The organism is Niastella soli, from assembly GCF_017742245.1.
In the GTDB taxonomy this organism is placed as follows: Bacteria; Bacteroidota; Bacteroidia; order Chitinophagales; family Chitinophagaceae; genus Niastella; species Niastella soli.
In genome coordinates, this window is sequence record NZ_JAGHKO010000004.1 from 1,093,565 (window position 1) to 1,111,409 (window position 17,845).

At 46.3% G+C, this 17,845-nt stretch carries 12 protein-coding genes; 6 read left to right on the forward strand and 6 right to left on the reverse strand.

What is annotated here, in order from left to right; all coding sequences use genetic code 11:
- Positions 1 to 11: 11 nt before the first annotated feature.
- Positions 12 to 1,751, reverse strand: a complete 1,740-nt coding sequence (locus tag J7I42_RS19325) for a leucine-rich repeat domain-containing protein (RefSeq protein ID WP_209140491.1) — start codon at positions 1,749 to 1,751, stop codon at positions 12 to 14.
- Between the two features lie 286 nt (positions 1,752 to 2,037).
- On the opposite strand from J7I42_RS19325, the gene J7I42_RS19330 reads away from it, so the two are divergent.
- Entirely contained in the window at positions 2,038 to 2,667 is a 630-nt protein-coding gene (locus J7I42_RS19330; RefSeq protein WP_209140492.1) for a GyrI-like domain-containing protein, read from the forward strand.
- A 76-nt stretch (positions 2,668 to 2,743) separates the two neighbouring features.
- Here the strand turns inward: J7I42_RS19330 and J7I42_RS19335 are convergent, their stop codons facing one another.
- A complete protein-coding gene (locus J7I42_RS19335) occupies positions 2,744 to 3,259 on the reverse strand; it encodes a hypothetical protein (RefSeq protein ID WP_209140493.1) in 516 nt (171 codons plus the stop codon).
- Between the two features lie 180 nt (positions 3,260 to 3,439).
- On the opposite strand from J7I42_RS19335, the gene J7I42_RS19340 reads away from it, so the two are divergent.
- The 5 genes from J7I42_RS19340 to J7I42_RS19360 all read left to right on the forward strand — a co-directional run bounded on the left by J7I42_RS19340 (position 3,440) and on the right by J7I42_RS19360 (position 9,606).
- Positions 3,440 to 4,366, forward strand: a complete 927-nt coding sequence (locus J7I42_RS19340; RefSeq protein WP_209140494.1) for a VOC family protein — start codon at positions 3,440 to 3,442, stop codon at positions 4,364 to 4,366.
- Between the two features lie 1,153 nt (positions 4,367 to 5,519).
- Positions 5,520 to 7,067: a lipase maturation factor family protein gene (locus J7I42_RS19345; protein WP_209140495.1), complete on the forward strand. Its 1,548-nt coding sequence runs from the start codon at positions 5,520 to 5,522 to the stop codon at positions 7,065 to 7,067.
- Between the two features lie 66 nt (positions 7,068 to 7,133).
- Positions 7,134 to 7,436, forward strand: a complete 303-nt coding sequence (locus J7I42_RS19350; protein ID WP_209140496.1) for a polyhydroxyalkanoic acid system family protein — start codon at positions 7,134 to 7,136, stop codon at positions 7,434 to 7,436.
- A gap of 123 nt (positions 7,437 to 7,559) precedes the next feature.
- A complete protein-coding gene (locus J7I42_RS19355) occupies positions 7,560 to 8,462 on the forward strand; it encodes an OmpA family protein (RefSeq protein ID WP_209140497.1) in 903 nt (300 codons plus the stop codon).
- 259 nt (positions 8,463 to 8,721) lie between these two features.
- A complete protein-coding gene (locus tag J7I42_RS19360) occupies positions 8,722 to 9,606 on the forward strand; it encodes a helix-turn-helix domain-containing protein (RefSeq protein WP_209140498.1) in 885 nt (294 codons plus the stop codon).
- Here the strand turns inward: J7I42_RS19360 and J7I42_RS19365 are convergent.
- Genes J7I42_RS19365 through J7I42_RS19380 form a run of 4 tightly spaced genes read right to left on the reverse strand, consistent with a single transcriptional unit; the run spans position 9,603 to position 17,845 of the window.
- The gene (locus tag J7I42_RS19365; RefSeq protein WP_209140499.1) at positions 9,603 to 10,997 is read right to left on the reverse strand and encodes an SGNH/GDSL hydrolase family protein; all 1,395 of its coding nucleotides are present in this window, start codon (positions 10,995 to 10,997) and stop codon (positions 9,603 to 9,605) included. The two genes, J7I42_RS19360 and J7I42_RS19365, sit on opposite strands and share 4 nt — an antisense overlap.
- A complete protein-coding gene (locus tag J7I42_RS19370) occupies positions 10,990 to 13,422 on the reverse strand; it encodes a glycoside hydrolase family 38 C-terminal domain-containing protein (protein ID WP_209140500.1) in 2,433 nt (810 codons plus the stop codon). Before J7I42_RS19370 ends, J7I42_RS19365 begins: the two co-directional genes overlap by 8 nt.
- Positions 13,422 to 14,924: a sialate O-acetylesterase gene (locus J7I42_RS19375; protein WP_209140501.1), complete on the reverse strand. Its 1,503-nt coding sequence runs from the start codon at positions 14,922 to 14,924 to the stop codon at positions 13,422 to 13,424. Before J7I42_RS19375 ends, J7I42_RS19370 begins: the two co-directional genes overlap by 1 nt.
- Before the next feature lie 2 nt (positions 14,925 to 14,926).
- Positions 14,927 to 17,845: a discoidin domain-containing protein gene (locus tag J7I42_RS19380; RefSeq protein ID WP_209140502.1), complete on the reverse strand. Its 2,919-nt coding sequence runs from the start codon at positions 17,843 to 17,845 to the stop codon at positions 14,927 to 14,929.

Genomic DNA, 17,845 nt, shown 5'->3' on the forward strand with positions numbered 1-17,845 from the left:
AGGTACGTTAATCAGCTTTTCCAGCGTATTTGGGTATTAGGAAATGCCTGATTGATCTGTGTCTGGATCTCCTCGGGAAATTTATTGTATCGCAGATCGACGTATTCCAGCCGCTGCAACTGGTAAAAAGTATCGGGCAGTTTGGTAAGATCATTGAACGAGAGATCAAGATATTTCAGGTTTTGCAGCTTATGAATATCCTGCAGCTCTTCCCATTTCATCCCGGCCGAGATCAGGGTTGAAAAACGTCCTTTGGGTTCAACTTGTTTATTGTTCAGCATCCACTGAATGTGTTCCCGAGTGGCCTCATCACTATCAGCAAGCATGCTTGTCCAGATATCAATCGTATCCTGATCAAAGTATTCCTTTTCCTCTTTATTGCGGTCTATGGCCAGGTGTTCTAAAGTAGGAATATTAAAGACCACCTCTTTCCAGGCATTGAACTTTTTACTGATCACTAATTTTTTGAGATTGGTAAAGCGCGTGAAGTCGGGGAACGGTACATTATGCAGATGATTCTGTGTAAGACCATCCGTCCAGCGAAATTCCTCCAGCATTTGAATATTAAGAATACTTTCAGGCAATACCCTGATCGTGTTGTCGCGAAAATCCCAGCGCTTCAGGTTTTTCAACCGGGTCAATACTTCGGGGAATGAGGCTGGAATGTCCCTGTTTTTATAACATTGGTACATACTTATCTCCTCCAGCTTATCGAGGCGCGACATACTTTCAGGCAATGGCGCTGCTATGTAATCGATCTTCAGCACCTGTAAGCTTTCAAGATCGCCTATAGCGTCAGGAAAAGCTTCCAGGTGATGATTAGCGTTCAGGTCCAACACCCGCAGGTTTTTACAATTACCGATCGCCTCAGAAATTGTTCTTATATCATTGTTTTTGAGGATCAACTCTTCCAGGTTCTTCAACTCACCAATGATGGCTGGTATTTCACTGAGTTTATTTTTTGACAGGTCGAGCTTTTTAAGGTTTTTCAGTCTGGTAATGGAGGCTGGAAATTCCTTTACCTTCTTCTCTGACCAATTCAGTTCAAAAATCTCGTCCACATTCCCGGAAGTGATCCTTTCCAGCTCTTCTTCAAAGACAATGCGGGTTGGTTTTGCGCCTTCCTTAAAAGGTGACTGGTCCGTTTTAAGAATATCAATAAAATTCCATGCATCAAAATTGCCTTTGGCATTGTAGCAAGCAGGCACTAACACCTCCTTCAACACCTCCTCGGTATAGTCATACTCAAAGAAATCATCTCTATCGCCGTACGTATTGATCAGAATGGCCCCTACCGGCGTAATGCTGGAGTGATGGTCCGAGTTCAACACATAAGGAACATACGTTTTTCCATCGATGGTTATTGAACCATCATTATAATAGCCATAAAATGCATATTTAATATGCGCATCACCGGTAATATGGATCATTTCATCGGCGCTTTGTAATACATCACAATAAACATTACCCATCACGAGAATCAGCGGATGGTATTCACCGATCACTATATCGCCCTCAACCGTCAGGTTACCATTCACCATGACCAATACAGGGTCTGTATCCGGATCTTCACCCAGGGCTTCCAACGTCGCCCGCGTCCAGTCGGTACTTAGGTCGCCGGCAATAGTTGCATCCCCATCATAAAAGATGATCCGCTCATGATCGAGACAGCTAAAAACATCGTACGGGCTCATATCAAATCTTTCCGCTATCTCTTCTTTCGTAATTATTTTCGGATTAACAGTATTCATTGTGTAATTTGGATTAGTGCGTATATTTTGAAAGTCAACTTAAGCTAAAAGCATCATCAATACTGAAGCGTGAAACGTCAAACATGAAATAGTGCACGACAATTGAGATTAACAACTATCTTGCGCCGCCGAAATCCACTCACCACTCACCACTCACCTGCTAATATTATTGATTAATTCGACATATCCTACAAAACGAAATGGATTATATAAAAATAGCATATCAACCCTGCTGACATAGGGTTGTCAGTCCTGCTGTATAATTTTGTGGTAATAAAGCTTCATCATGGAAAAACTAGACCTGACAAAAAAATACAAAGGCTACTATGCAGCAAAAGCCACACCAGAAATAACAGAAGTAGGACCGGCGCAATTCCTCGCCATAACAGGCATGGGTGACCCATCAGACAAACCGTTTGCCAATAACATTGAAGCGCTTTATTCTACGGCCTATGCAATAAAGTTTGCGTTCAAAGCAAAGGAGATGGATTTCGTAGTGTCAAAACTGGAAGGACTGTGGTGGTATGATGAAATAAAATACCCCGGCAAAACCATCGAGACCGCGGTTGACATTCCAAGAAGCGAGTGGCAATACAAACTCCTGATCAGGCTGCCTGATTTTGTAAGCGAAAACGAATGCACAAAAGCCAAAGAAACTGTAGTCACCAAAAAGAATATTCAGCTTGCAAAAGAAGTGGAGTATTTTGAAATGACAGAAGGGAAATGTGTTCAAATGCTTCATGTAGGCCCTTTTTCAACGGAACCCCAAACGTTGCTGAAAATAGGGGCGTTTATAACAGCCAATAACTTTTTGAAAAACGGGTTACATCACGAGATCTATTTATCTGACTTCAGAAAAACCGAACCAGCCAAACTAAAAACCATTTTAAGAGAACCGGTAAGAAGTACGAGGTAAGAAGTAAGAAGTATGAGGTAAGAAGAGCATAAATTTCCTACTTCTTACTTCCTACTTCTTACTTCTTACTTCCTACCTAATCCCCACACAAGGCCGCTGCAAAGTTTTTTGTAGTCCGCGCTTTCAATATTTTAATAGCAGTTGATGTCATTTCAGCCGCTTTATTATCAGCAGGGATAATTTGCTGGTTTTGCATAAACCGGATCACCCTGCCATCTTTTACATATACGCGGTATTCGCTTTTTTCAACTTTTCCAATAGCCGGGCCACCGATCTGGGTTTCATAAATAAAGATCAGATCGCCATTGCGGTAATAATATTCGGTTGCCCAGCTGCCATCACCCATGCTGCCAGATTCCTTTATTTTCACGATCTGTTGTTTGTCGAGGAAGTAGTCTACTACCCCATCCTCAGCACAACCGTCGCCTGTATAAGTATAATGTTCCTTAGTAAGGTTTTTGCTGTTTATTTCCTTAAATGCGGCACGGATCTCTTCAATGGCGGCATCAGCCGTTCTCTGCTGGGCATATATACAGGCGCCGGGGACAAAGATCAATAAGGCTACGATCACATATCGGGTCATTGGGTACATTCGGGATAATTATAAGCAGTGAAAATAGTGAATTCTACGATTATCTGCGGCTGACCAATGGCCAGATCCTAAAAATAATACAATGACGTTTTTAACCCTACGAATGTCGCATCCGCCCCTCTTGTGTCAAGGTATAGTTCGCGATATTTGTATCCTCATTAACCAATAATAACGAATGCCATGCAAAAGATCATTCCTCATTTATGGTTCAATACCGAAGCCAAAGAAGCCGCTCAGTTTTATACATCCGTGTTCCCTGGATCAAAGATCACCCATACCAGTGTGCTTAAAAATACCCCATCTGGTGATTGCGACATAGTTGGGTTTACATTATGGGACCATGAGTTTATGGCCATCAGTGCCGGGCCTTATTTCACTTTTAATCCATCGGTCTCATTCATCGTAAATGTTGATCCCCTGTTTTTTGGTAAGGCCCCCGACCGGGAAAAAGCAGCCCGGGAAAAATTGGATGCGATGTGGGATCAATTGATGGATGGCGGCACCGCGCTCATGCCCCTTAATGAATATCCTTTCAGCAAACGGTTTGGCTGGGTGAAGGATAAATACGGTGTCTCCTGGCAACTGATGCTTACCAATCCCGAAGGCGAGCAAAGGCCAGCGATAATACCTACCCTTGTGTTTGTAAATGACAATTGCGGCAAGGCGGAAGAGGCGATCAACTTTTATTTGTCGGTCTTTAAAAATAGTAAACCGGGCAACCTGCGCCTTCGGCCAAAGGGAATGGAACCAGACAAGGAAGGCACTGTGCTATTTGGTGATTTTATGCTGGAAAATAGCTGGTTTGCAGCTATGGACAGCGCCCATGATCATAAATTCAATTTCAATGAAGCCATTTCCTTTTTGGTAAACTGTACCGACCAGACTGAGCTCGATGCTTATTGGGACAAACTCTCTGCCGTTCCACAATCAGAGCAATGCGGCTGGTGTAAAGATAAATATGGCCTGTCGTGGCAGATCTCATCGGCTGAGATGCAGGAAATGATGAGCAAAGGGTCGCAGGCACAAATAGATCGCCTGGTGAAGACATTTATGCCTATGAAGAAACTGGATATCGCCAAATTGGAAGCGGCGTATGCAGAAAAATAACCCTTCTTTTTTGCTCAGGAGATAATATAAAAAATGGGACCGAATACAGACGGAACAAGGGTTTTATGACCCAGCCCAGGCGTTTGGCATCATAAAACGGACGCTTAGTTGATTTTAAGCTGCCACCGGGGTGTATTACTTTTACATCATCAACGGAGCGGGAATGTGAACGAGGAAAAGGACGAGGAAAGAGAAGCGCTCCCTACTACACAGATTTTACGTTTTTTTTCATATGGCAAGCAATCGTTAGAGGTCGGCTGTTTCTACAGAGGACCTTTTTTCTTTTATGGCCACGCCCCAACGAAAACAATATTAATACCAGGCACACGGTTTGGCCGGCACCGGTAAAAGCCGCGTTTTAAAGATTCCACATCGATCCTGTTTCACCCGCCTGTAACGCTACAAGAAGCCATTCCAGCCCTTATTTTAGCTTTCCAATACAAACAGTCATCAACGCAACCAAACAGATTATAGGGCACGGTAACGCGCCAGTGCTACCGGTAGAAGTGCACCCTTGCAAAGGAATCGCCTGAGATTAAATTAAGGCACTCCGAATCTTCAGTTGTAGGGGATGCTTGCGCCAGTTGTAGTGAAAGCCTTGTCAGATTCCCGCCAGATATACTAAAACAGGCCATTTACCCGGTCAGAATTGCATAAGAATTGCATAGGAATTGCATAGACTATGCAATTCTTATGCAATTCTGGTGGCATTCTGGTGGCATTACCAGGCGAAAAAAGGCTTGTTTCAGTATATCTGGAGTGAATCCGGCAGGGACTTTCAGCCCTATTTGTTAGGGTCTGCACCGGGTATGCCCTGGGTATTCTTTGGGTCTTGTTCGGGATTTGCCAAAGAAAAGGCCCTGTTTCTCCAGGGAAGACCAAAAGAAATCCCGAACAAAAACGGGTTGGAGCACTATTAATTAACTGCCTTTCAGTTAATTATAACTTTCAAAAGACAATACATGCAGCTTAACCAATTATTAATCAATAAGTATTACAGTTTCCTCACTCCCATCAATGACCGTTATGCCTCTCTTTTACCTGTTGCTTTTTGCCCTGTTTGTCATGGTGTGATCAATGTAAATAACAGTACCGTTAACCGATTACAGGCACCCCGTTTGCTATATAAGTCCTATAGCCCAAACATTGGTATATGATCAACGAAACAGACCATACGTGGGAGCAACCATCCGGTGAGGAAAGGGCTGCCCCTACTTACTGGCTCACCCGTTTTATGATCCTTCGTTTGCTGGGCGTCATTTATGCCGTCGCCTTTCTGGTGGCCATCAACCAGGTGCTTCCCCTCATTGGCTCTCATGGGTTGCTTCCGGTAGATTTATACATAAAAAGCATCAACCAATGGCTGGGTTCAACCGGCGCCAGCTTTCTTAAATTGCCTTCCCTTTTTTGGTGGTGGCATTCCGACACAGCGCTTTTGACCGTGTGCTGGACCGGCTTTATTGTATCATTGCTGGTGGTGGCAGGCTATGCCAATGCCATAACTATGGGGCTGCTGTGGGTACTGTATCTATCGCTGGTGCATATAGGACAGGACTGGTATGGCTATGGCTGGGAGATCCAACTTTGTGAAACCGGTTTTCTGGCCATCTTTCTTTGTCCTTTGCTCGATATGCGTCCCTTTCCACGGGTGGCGCCTCCCCTACCCATTATAATTTTGTTCCGCTGGCTGGTTTGCCGGCTTATGCTGGGGGCCGGACTGATCAAATTGCGGGGTGATGTGGTATGGCGCAACGGTACGGCATTGTATTACCATTTCGAAACACAACCCATTCCCGGACCACTGAGCCGCTGGTTCCATTTTCTGCCGCACACGGCTTTGAAGACCGGGGTATGGTTTAACTGGCTGGCAGAACTGATAGCCCCATTGTTTGTTTTCTGGCCCCGGCTGGCAAGACAGACAGCAGGTATTGTGATCATCTTATTTCAGCTTACCCTTATTTCAAGTGGCAATCTTTCCTTTCTGAACTGGCTTTCCATCGTTCCGGCACTAGCATGTTTCGATGACGGTTTTTGGGCAAAACTGCTCCCCAAGTGGTTTGTAAACAAAGCAGCTGCAGCCCGGCAGATCGCCGGTTATTCAAAACCCATGCAAACGACCGCCTATGTGGTGACAGTGATCGTTGGCCTGCTCAGTATTCAACCGGCAGCCAATCTTTTCTCTTCCCAACAGATCATGAATACCTCTTTTGACCCCTTTGAACTGGTGAATACCTATGGCGCCTTCGGGTCTGTAGGACGGGAACGCGAGAACATCGTATTTGAAGGCACCGCCGACAACGACTCAACCGATAAAGCCCACTGGCAGCCTTATCTCTATAAAGGACTACCTGTGTTACTTAACCGTCGACCGCCGCAAATTGCGCCCTATCAGCTACGGCTCGACTGGCAAATGTGGTTCGCCGCCATGTCTACACCCGACGAGTATCCATGGACCATACACCTTGTATATAAACTGTTGCACAACGATAAACCGGCAACCAGTTTGTTTGCGCACAATCCTTTTCCCGGTAAACCGCCCCGCTACATCCGGGCAGTATTGTACCGTTACCGTTTTGCCAAACGGGGCAATGTACAAGGCAATTGGTGGACGCGTGAAAGGATCAGCCTTTGGTTGCCGCCATTAGCAGCGGATGATCCGAGCCTGCTGGCATTTTTAAAAGCACAAAGATGGTTACCGTAGTGTAACGTTATTGGTTTGGTAATTGCATATGCTATACATTTGCAATAAATATTCAATTAAGATAATATGTCGAATTTATCTTTGAACATTCCTCATGCACAAACTCAGGAAGAAGCATTGAACCGGGTTAAGCAATTATTGGGTCGTTTACAGGAAGAACAAAAAGGCACCGTTACCAACGTACAGGAAAACTGGAATGGTCCTAATGGCAGTTTTAGCTTTTCAGCCAAAGGTTTTAACATTGCCGGCACTATACAGGTGCGGGATAATGAGGTTCACCTGGAATCAGACCTGCCTTTTGCGGTATCGTTCTTTAAGGGACAAATTGCCGCTTTGATCACCGAAAAAGCCAAAGCACTGCTTGCTTAAAGCAGAAAAATTACATTCTCACTATTTTTTAATGCAACCATAGCACGTTTTTGAACATCTGGCATAGTTTTAATTGCTACAGGTGATCCCTGTACACCTGAAAATAAAATCGTATACCTAATTATGAACAGAATATTGACTGTAGCGAAGATCTCCATCGGTACCCTCGTTCTTTTAAGTAGTTGTGTTCCTACAAAAAAGTTTAAAGCCTCCCAATCAGCCTTGCAATCTGCCAGAAACGACAGTGCTGCGCTTGCCAAAAATGTGAGCGATCTAAAAGCCAACGTTGCCCAGTTGCAACAACAGATAGCTGATCAGCAAAAAACGATCGATTCAAAAAACCAGAGCATAACTGACCTGGACCAGGAAATTGACAAATTATCAAAAGACATTTCTGATCTTAACAATGAAAAAGTCAAATTGATAAATGAGTCCTCCAGCAAATCATCATTGATCTCCAAGAACGGACAGGAGTTGCTCAGTCAAAAGAAAAAACTGGAACAGTTACAGGCATTGATGGACCAACAGAAAATGGCAATTGAAGAGATCAGAAAAAAGATGGCTGCTGCCCTGAATGGTTTCAAGTCGAGCGAACTGACTGTAGCCACTAAAAATGGTAAAGTGTATGTGAGCCTGCAGGAAAATTTACTGTTCCCTTCTGGCAGTGCGGTAGTAAATCCCAAAGGAAAAGAAGCGCTGCATAAACTGGCCGACGTATTGAACATTAATCCTGATATAACCGTTGATATCGAAGGCCACACAGACTCCATTCCCATCCGCGGTAAATACCAGGATAACTGGGACCTGAGCCTCGCACGGGCGGCCTCTATTGTAAGAATTCTTACGGTCGATTATAAAGTGACCCCTGAAAGAGTTGTTGCTTCCGGTCATAGCCAGTTTGAACCCGTTCAAACAAACAGCACCGCTGAGGGAAGGGCCCAGAACAGAAGAACAGACATCATCTTATCGCCCAAACTGGATGAATTGTACAAGTTGTTACAAACATCCTCAGCCAAGGCAAATTAATATACTTCAAAGTTCTATCCAAGGGCATTCCGTTTCGGGATGCCCTTTTTTTATTTATTTTATAATATAACGCTAACACATATCCCACTTACAAACGAATTGATATATTTACAGGTACAATACCTGTATCGAACTTGAAATCAGAGAAATGCCCCTCGACTCCGCTAGGTTGGCGTGCAAGTCCTTCGACTCCGCTCAGGACATGTTCCAATGCCAAAGAAAATAACCATGGTTTCGGGGATTGTATTAACTTAGTTGTATGTCCAAGTCAATTCTCAAAGAAGCGCCCCCTTTGACCAAGTCAGACTGCTTCTCGTTGTTTGCCAGGTATAAAACGGAATTTGATTTCCCATTGCATTTTCATGAAGAATATGAGTTGAACTTTATTGAAAATGCCAAAGGCGTAAAGCGGGTGGTGGGCGATAGTATGGAAGAGATCGATGACCTGGAACTGGTATTGGTGGGCCCTAATATTCCACATGCCTGGTTCACCCACAAATGCCAGAGTGATAAGATCTTTGAGCTTACCATTCAATTTCACCGCGACCTGTTTCCTGAAACCCTGCTTAAAAGAACACAACTTACTTCTATCCGGGAACTGTTTGAACAATCCATCAAAGGGATCCTGTTCTCAAAAGAAACTATTCAACAGATAGCGCCCCGCCTGAAAGCACTGGAACATAAAACCGGTTTCGATTCGGTAGTGGAACTGATGATCATTTTGAACGAACTGTCCATAGCACCCGGTTCCCGTTGGCTTTCAGGGGAAAAGATCTATAATGCCGATTATATTTATATGGATAGCGTTCGAATGGAAAAACTGATCGAGTTCATGAACGCCAACTTTAACCGCCCCGTACGGCTGGCAGAAGCGGCCACGCTGGTAAACATGGCCGAGACTGCATTCAGCCGGTTCTTTAAAACAAAAACAGGCGTAAACTTTGTTGATTTCCTGAACGACATTCGCCTGGGTCATGCCGCCCGTTTATTGATAGACACAAAAGATTCTATTGCAGAGATCGCCACTGCCTGTGGCTTTACCAATATTTCCAATTTCAACCGCACCTTCAAACGTCAAAAAGGACTTACGCCAAAAGACTTCCGCTCCAAACACGGTAACGTTGGCGAAAGGATCTTCTTTTAACTGGTCTTTACTATTCTGATGGTATGTTTCTTTGGCTGGTTAAGAATATAGATCTCATTTACCAATGCATCTATTTGCCGTTGCCAGCTGGCCCGCACCGCTGCATAACGCGCTGCGCGATAGTTATCCCGCTTTGAAGCCACTGCCCAATCCCTCGTTGCTCTTGACGCTACAGAATCCATTGCCACTTTGTTATCGTTAAATTGCATGCCTATCTCCTTAAGATAATTGAACTGAAGCCAGTAATATGCGCGTAGCTTTGATTCCAGGGCCATGCGCTCCTCATTCAACAACAACACCGTCATGGCCTGATCGTATTGCGGAGTAGTGTTCACCAACGCCAGGTTTATACCGGCGCCTAGCTGCCCGCCAGTCCAGTTACCAATCGGTTTGCCATCTATGGTAACAGCATAATTACCATTGTCCAGCCCATGCACGGTCAGCATTTCGCGGTTCATTTCTTCCGTAAAGGGAATTACACGTAACGCATCGGCCTGCCGCTGGGGGTTCTCCCACATGCGCGAAACGGTATCTTGCGGAAAGGGTAAGGAATTGGCCAGGTAATCGACCCGCACCTCACCGGGTGTTATGGACAGGCCCGAAAGCTGGCAATTGTCAGCACGCTGCACTTTGCGGGCAGTGGCATCGATGGCTACATCGGCCACGGGTTTACCTGCCAGCCCCTGTTGTTTTAAAAACAACCAGGCCATTACAAAATGTCCGGCATTACCGGGATGTATGCGATCAGAACTGGTGAGGGTAAAAGCGGAATCTTTGCGTTGCTCCCGCAGGGTTATCTCCGTCATGGGATGCAGAAAGTCAACAAAACCCCAATGATTGTCCTGCGCTGCTTTTTCCTGAAAGGCTGCAATGGCATTCATGGACAGGCTTTTCTTTGGAAAATAATTCTTTGGGTTCTTCATCGTTTCATCGTACAACGAAGAAGTGATCATGATCTTCTTTGCAGGCGTATACGCTTTTAATTTCTGCGCAATGGTATCAAAATAGCGTTGGCTTTCCTGCGCTCTTTTCCTTCCGGTTGAATCGCCATTACCCGATAGGTATTCAAAATAACCGCTGTCGTTCATGCCAAAGGTCACACAAATGGTAGTGGGCTTTTTTGCCAGTACATCGGCATCGATGCGGCCCAGGATGTTTTGGGCCCTGTCGCCTCCGATCCCACAATTGTACACGGTGATCCTGCGACCCGGAAAATGAAGCATGTAATACAACCATACGTACGACTCATAATACCCTGCTTCTGTAATACTGTTGCCTACAAAACAGGCCCGCTCACCCGCCTGAAAGGGCGTCAGCGGTTGTACCTGGGCCATCAGATCGGTTGACGAGAGCGCTGCAACGAGTAAGGGGAAAACAATCTTTTTATACATGTTCAAATTTTATGGTTCGTATTGCAAATCGAGGCATGGGCATTTCCACCCATTTACGTCCTGTTTTATCGGTATGAATGGATAAGGTCTTTATCAGGCGGCCATCTAGCTCTACCTGCACAGCCCTTTTGGCGCTAAAGCCCAGATAAACTTTCACCACCGGGCTTTTGGCGTCGGCATTGAACAATCGTACCAACGTTGCATTACTGACTGAAGTTATAGAAGAGACTTCTATCCCCTGCTCCGTTTGCAACAACGAGCGCTGCCCTTCACCGGTAGCAGTGGTGACTATTAGCGGCTCATTCCATTTTGTGCCTTCTGCCCAACAACCAGCCTGGTCCCAGGTACCCTTATGCGGTAGTAAGGCATAATGTATTTCGGTAGGGCCATCCAGCGTGTAATTGCGATAAAAGATGCCATTGCCAGAATACTGTATGGTCAGCCCCAGCGGAAAATTTTCTCCATGCGTATAACTGGTGGTATGATCGGTGAATAATGCCAGGCCGTACTCCCCTTTTCCGTCCTCCACATCCACCCAGTTCAACAACACATTGTTCTTGATGCTATCCCAACGATTGTAAAAAGTATTGTTGAGTTTGCTTTGGGTCACGTCAAACGGCGCATTCTTTACTATTTTTTGACTGGAAAGATCAACCGGGAACAAAGCCAGCAGTTTGAACCGATCGTCGTAATACGCTTTTCTAACCTGAGTATCTTTGGGTTCGTCATAATATTCGCCGATGGCGGGATTGTCTTTCCAATCTATTTTTAAATGGATATCCACCCGGGCTTGTCCTTGTTGTACTGTAATCGTTTGTGTAAAGGGAGTACCGGCTATGCTGCCCTTTATGGCCAGTTTTATTTCCGCCGCACCATTCTCCAACACTTCCACTTCAGCGACTTTATCGGCACTGGATTGCATGCCGCCGTTGTTGTAAAAGTTACCACGCAGTTCATTCAACCGATTTCCTGGTTCTATAAACTCTTTGTTGCTTAATTGTTTTGCTACCCAGCTGGTAATGGTACCGCCCTTTGCCGGGTCAATTAACAGCCGGTACAGATCCGTTTCTACCTGGTACACCCCATTTTCCAGTTTGGTTACAACGGCGCCTTTTACCAACGGCAGGGCATTTAGTTTATAACTTACATACCCCATCGGTGGCACTTTGGCGCGGAACAACTGATCGCCATAGCGCACCAACTCATCCCGCTCCACAGCCGTGGTATTGAATACGCGCACATAGGCACCCGCACTGCCCGACAGTTGCCGGGTGGCGGTTTGTGTTATGCTATCGCTTATATGATTGGTGAAACCCGTCCATTTAACCACTTTATCGGCCCAGGTATCGTTTTTCTTTCCATTGTAGGGAACTATCCAGCAATCGTGGTGCTGTGATAATAACAACGTTCTCCAGGCGTCATTGAAACTATTGGCAGGCCAGGTTGCACCTGTCCATATTGTTGCCATGGCCGCCAGCTTTTCTGCCTGCACCATCGTATTCTCTGAATGGCGCACGGCCTGTGCGATCCGCTGTAATACCTGGGCACCCCACATCAGTCCTACCTGCACATCCTCCTGGGAGAACCGCCAGCTTTTGGCTTCTTTGTTCCCGATCTTCTCGAAATATCCCCGCCAGGTAGTATACTTCGTTGGTGCATACACGCCATTGCTGCCGGTTTCATTGGCGCCCTTTAACCAGGGACCAAAGGACCAACCGGCATCCTGTAAACACATGCCTACCGGATGTTGAATGCCATAGGCAAACGCCTTTTGTACATACTCCCTGCTGTTGCCTGAAGCAATGGTTTCCCAAATGGAATGTGGTTTGAAGGCTTCTATTTCATATCGTGGTACAGTGAGTATAGAAGTGCCATCCGGACCGGTCCAGTTCACCAATTCGCCGCCAAAGGCGCGGGTATAACCGCCCCAACACGTATTGGGGTTTTTCAGGGACGCATACCGGAATCCATATGAGCGTAAGACCTGCGGTAAAGCGCTGGTAAAACAAGGCTCCTCCGATGAATAAGTGGTAAACTGAATAGCCGGAAAATGCTGCCGCAGTTTTTTCATTCCATAATAAAACTGCCGGATCATACTTTCACCGGAAATATTATACATATACGCCTGGCCGTATGCCGGGTTAACATATTCGATACGGGCATTGACCGACTGATCGGTCATCAGCTTTTGAAATGCCGCGTAGTTTGCTGCATCGTGCACGGCAATGCTGTCCCACGATTCGGGTTCCAGCTCCAGGTTAATTTTCCACTCGGGGTACTGTGCCAGTTTTTCCACCATGAATTTGGTTTGCCATGGTGGAATATGTCCATAAATCCCCCCATGATAGCCATCGATAAACCAGGCGGTTTGCGCTGCACCCTTCAAAACAAAAAACAATAATATCGGGACCAGTAGTTGCTTCATTAATTTGTTTTTGGCGCTGGTTCTGTCCAGTCATCAGTGCGAAAAGGAATTACAGGCCAACCTTCCCTGTTATGTAAGGAGGTAACTGCATAATTGGTAAATGCATATCGCACCGCTACCGGCTTTTTTACTTTATCACTCCACACAATAATGGTAGAACCATCGATGGTCGCTTCGGCCGGATAGAATTGCTGATCGGCACCAGCGATGAGAAAGAATTTCGGCGCGCTGCCGTCATCGGTTTGTAATCCACCTGTTGTGGTACCCCGTTCAAAATGAATAATGGCTTTTTTGCCAGTTACTTCCATATGCTGGTATTGCGGCCCACGCCAAACAACATTCAATTGCCCGTACGTACGGTTCAAGGCCGTTTTTGCCAGCCTGATGCCAATGGGCTTTTTATTATGCGGGTGCAGGTTCTTTGCTTCGCCCACATCAATGGTGGTGACCATGGCCGTATTGTTCAGCGTGGCAACCTTTTCCTGCGCTTCGCGAAAGAAGGCATAATCAGCCAGCGTTGGATCTTCCATTTCCAGAAAGTAAGGTGCCACCTGTACATAATAGAAGGGCAGCTCATTTTGACCGAAGGTTTGCCGCCAGCTTTGTATCAGGGTTTGGGTAAGCTTTGTATAGGGCTCGCGTTCTTTCCGGTTGGCTTCGCCCTGGTACCAGCAAACACCCCGGATATTGAAATGCCGCAACGGGTAAATAAGCGCGTTGTATAACAAGAAGGGCCGGGTTACTTTTTCAAAGCTAAAGCCGCCATCTATTTTCTCTTTTGATCTGGGACTGTTCAAATAAGGTTGCAGGTATACCCGGTACAGCATAGTATCTGCCGCCAGCACGGGTTGTGGTACATAGGCCTGCGCGGCAGAAGCGCCAATACCGGAAAAGATGATCCCTACCGGTACGTTCAGTTTTTGTTGCAGCTCACGGCCAAAGTAATACCCCACGCCGCTGAAATCTTTTACCGTGGCCGGACGGCAAGCCGTCCATTTGCCTGAAAAAGAATCATAGGGTGTGGCGCTGAAGTTCAGTCCAACGTTTAACAGCCGCAAATTGGGATGGTTGGCTGCCGCCACTTCATTGTTGGCGTCCACCACTTCTTTCATGCTGAATTGCATGTTCGACTGCCCACTGCATAACCATAATTCACCTATCAATACATTGTGTAAGGTAATTGCTGCCGCACCATCCGTTACATCAATCCGATGCGGGGTGTAATCACCAGGCTGCACAGCCGGAACAGGCACCATGCATAAGAAATCTCCACCGGGAGCCGCTTTTACCAATACCGGCGAATCCATCCAGTCGGCCTGGATAGATAATGACTTGCCGGCCGGTGCTTTGCCCCAGATGGTCAATGGCCGGTTCTGTTGCACCACCATGCTGTCCTGCAAACCGCTGCCCAGTTGAAAATCCGGCTGATCCTTACCGTTGCTGGCCCACACCATTACCGGATAAAAACAAACACCCAGCAAGGTCATCAATACTTTTTTCATGGCTACTTATTATAGGGTTCCACAATTAGTTTATAACCGCCGCCCTGTAACAGGGCAGCATCAAATTCAATCTCAATCTTTTTACGCTCACCTTTGAACAAGGTAAAATAGTTATCATTCATAAGGGCAGGCAACAATCGCTCACCGTCGCTTGTTCTTATTGCCTGTACCCGGATGGCAAAGGCAACAGGAGCAGTTGGGTTACTCACCGTCACTTCAATGACCGCCTTTCCATTTCTGTTCGTCAGCTTCGACTCATACTTCAGTGTTGCTTTTGGCAGTTTGCTCAGGGCGGTGTAGTCGGCCAGTTTATTGCTGCGCCAGTAAAAATTATCCGACACTAATTTCCCCTGTTCATCGGTGAGCAACAATTTTATAAATTGTACTTCAGTAAGGGTCGGCCGGTTGATGCTGTATACTTCCAGGTCGTACAGCGAATAACCAAAGTCAGTAGCCCGCCGCAGTCCCTGCATTTTTACAAAGCGTGCTTTTACCGGCGTCAATGCAACCTGTTCTACCCCACCCCGGCCCTCGCTGGTGCTGTATACATCTGTCCAGTGCACCGCATCGTTCGACACCTGTATTTTATAAGCGCTGGCATAGGCGGCTTCCCAATTCAATGCCACTGTTTTTATGGTTTGTTCAACACCCAGGTCAACATATACCCATTCGTTATCTGAATACCCACTGCTCCATCGGGAACCGCTGTTGCCATCTGTAATGGCGGCAGCATCCGGCGCTTCCACCGCTCCGGAAGAGGCCACCGCAGTTTTCTTATACGCAATATTTTCTGTACTGAAGTTAAGATCAAAACAGGAAGTAATGGTGTCCGATGGAGCATCTATTGTTACGGTTTTACCATACTTTGTTTGCACCCGGCCATTGAGATCATAGATGATCGCTTCCGCCTTTAGTCCTGGCCGGTTTTTCAGCGTGGTGTTGATCACCTTTACCGAATTATCAGCATAGCTCCATTGTATATGCAGCGGCTCACCTGCCTTTTTTACGCCCCAATAAGCACCGGTGAGGTCATAATAATAATCGTAGGTCTGCCATACAAACGAGGGGTAGGCCGACTGGCTCATCCAGGTCATTACGCCCGAGGCATCATTCCACATGTGATGCTGCCAGCCTTCATATAAAGCCTTGTTCGTTTCTATATTTACCAGTTGCGCCTTGCGGCAATAATCTTCAATACCCGTTGGCGTACCATAACTTTTCACTGCAGCGTCGTAGTTATCGGGTCCGGCATTGGTAGCCGACCTGCCAAAGAAATGTTTATCCCACATGGTTGATCGGGGCCAGGCGTCAGCGTCAGGCATAAATTTCTTAAAGCTCTCATAGGTGGTGAACACCGCCGTTCCTATTTCCGTACGAAAACCCCAGCCTGCATTTCCACCAAAACCACCCGGGTACTTTGTAAAGTACCAGTTGGGATGAAAATTGGTCCAGGGGCCGCTGCCTGTCAATGCATCGGAATGCGAGTTCGGCTGATACCAGCGATCGCCGCCATCAAAGGTTGTTACATTTTCCCGCAGCCAGCCATTCAAAGGTGGTAACGGATAACCTTCATTATCGCCACACCAAACGGCAATGGAAGGATGGTTCCGCAACCGCTTTATTTTTTCAACCGCATTTTTATTAAATGCGTAAACGTCATGGGGCAAATTGGGATGTGAGTTCAACCAGAAATCATCCCAGATCATAATGCCATATTTATCGCAGGCATCGTACAGCTCCTCGTCGGTTACAGAACCTATCCAGTTGCGGATCATATTAAGATTCATCTCCCGGTGCAGCTTTACTTTTATGTCGTATTCACTGCCACGGCAACGCAGCAGGTACTCACTCATGCCCCAGTTGCCACCACGCACATATACTTTTTCTCCATTGATCCGGATATGGAACACACCGCCTGTCGTATCGTAACTGTATTTCCGGATGCCGAATTGCACCCGCTGGCTGTCGGAAACCCTGCCCCCCGCAGTATATTTAATAGTACAGGTATATAAGTTTGGATCGCCATAACCATTTGGCCACCACAACAACGGTTCTTTTATCTGGAGCTGCGAAAACTTACCGGCATTGAATTGTAGCTCCGAATGTTCTCCGGCACCCAGATGTACGGATTGCTTAACAACGATATTTCCCGGTTGGATAACAGCTGTCAATTCACCGGAATCTGGTTTGTCACTTAAATTGTTCAAACCCAGGTTCAGTGACAAAACGGCTTCGCTTTTTGACGGCAGGTCTGTGCGTACCCACGGATCGGAAATAACAACCCCACGGGAAACCGACAGGTACACATCGCTTACTATACCTTGTAACAAACCGGGAACAGATGGCATCCAATCCCAGCCATCGCTGGAGATATAGGTTGGGCTGGCATGATTGGCGATGGGTTTGCCCGGCCAGGATACCAGTACTGCCAGTACATTTTTCCCCGATGAGGACAGCAATTTCGTTACATCAAAATCGCCTCTTTCCATAAATCCATCCAGCACGCCTACCCTTACTCCATTGAAAAAGACTTCGCCCTTTCGGTTGATGCCTTTGAAATGAAGCCGGCAAATAGTACCAGATCCTATTGCCGGACTGGCAAACTCGGTGCGGTACCAGAAATTTCGATTGTATTTTTGCTGATCAACCTGGTATATATTATCACCGAAATTGGGGTCCTTTTCCAAACCAGCCTGCACATAAGAAGTAAACACACAACCGGGCACCACGGCGGGCACCCAACGTTTGGTATCATATCCTTCCTTAAAAGCGGGCACACTGTCCCGGCCTATCTCCGCCTGCGGCATCAATTTCCATTGTATGCGGGGTGAACTATTGAGATCGATCTTTTCCTGTGCTGTTGTTGTTAAAGCGGTCAATAATAAAAGACCGCCTGCCATTCGTAAATAAAAACTAGCCAT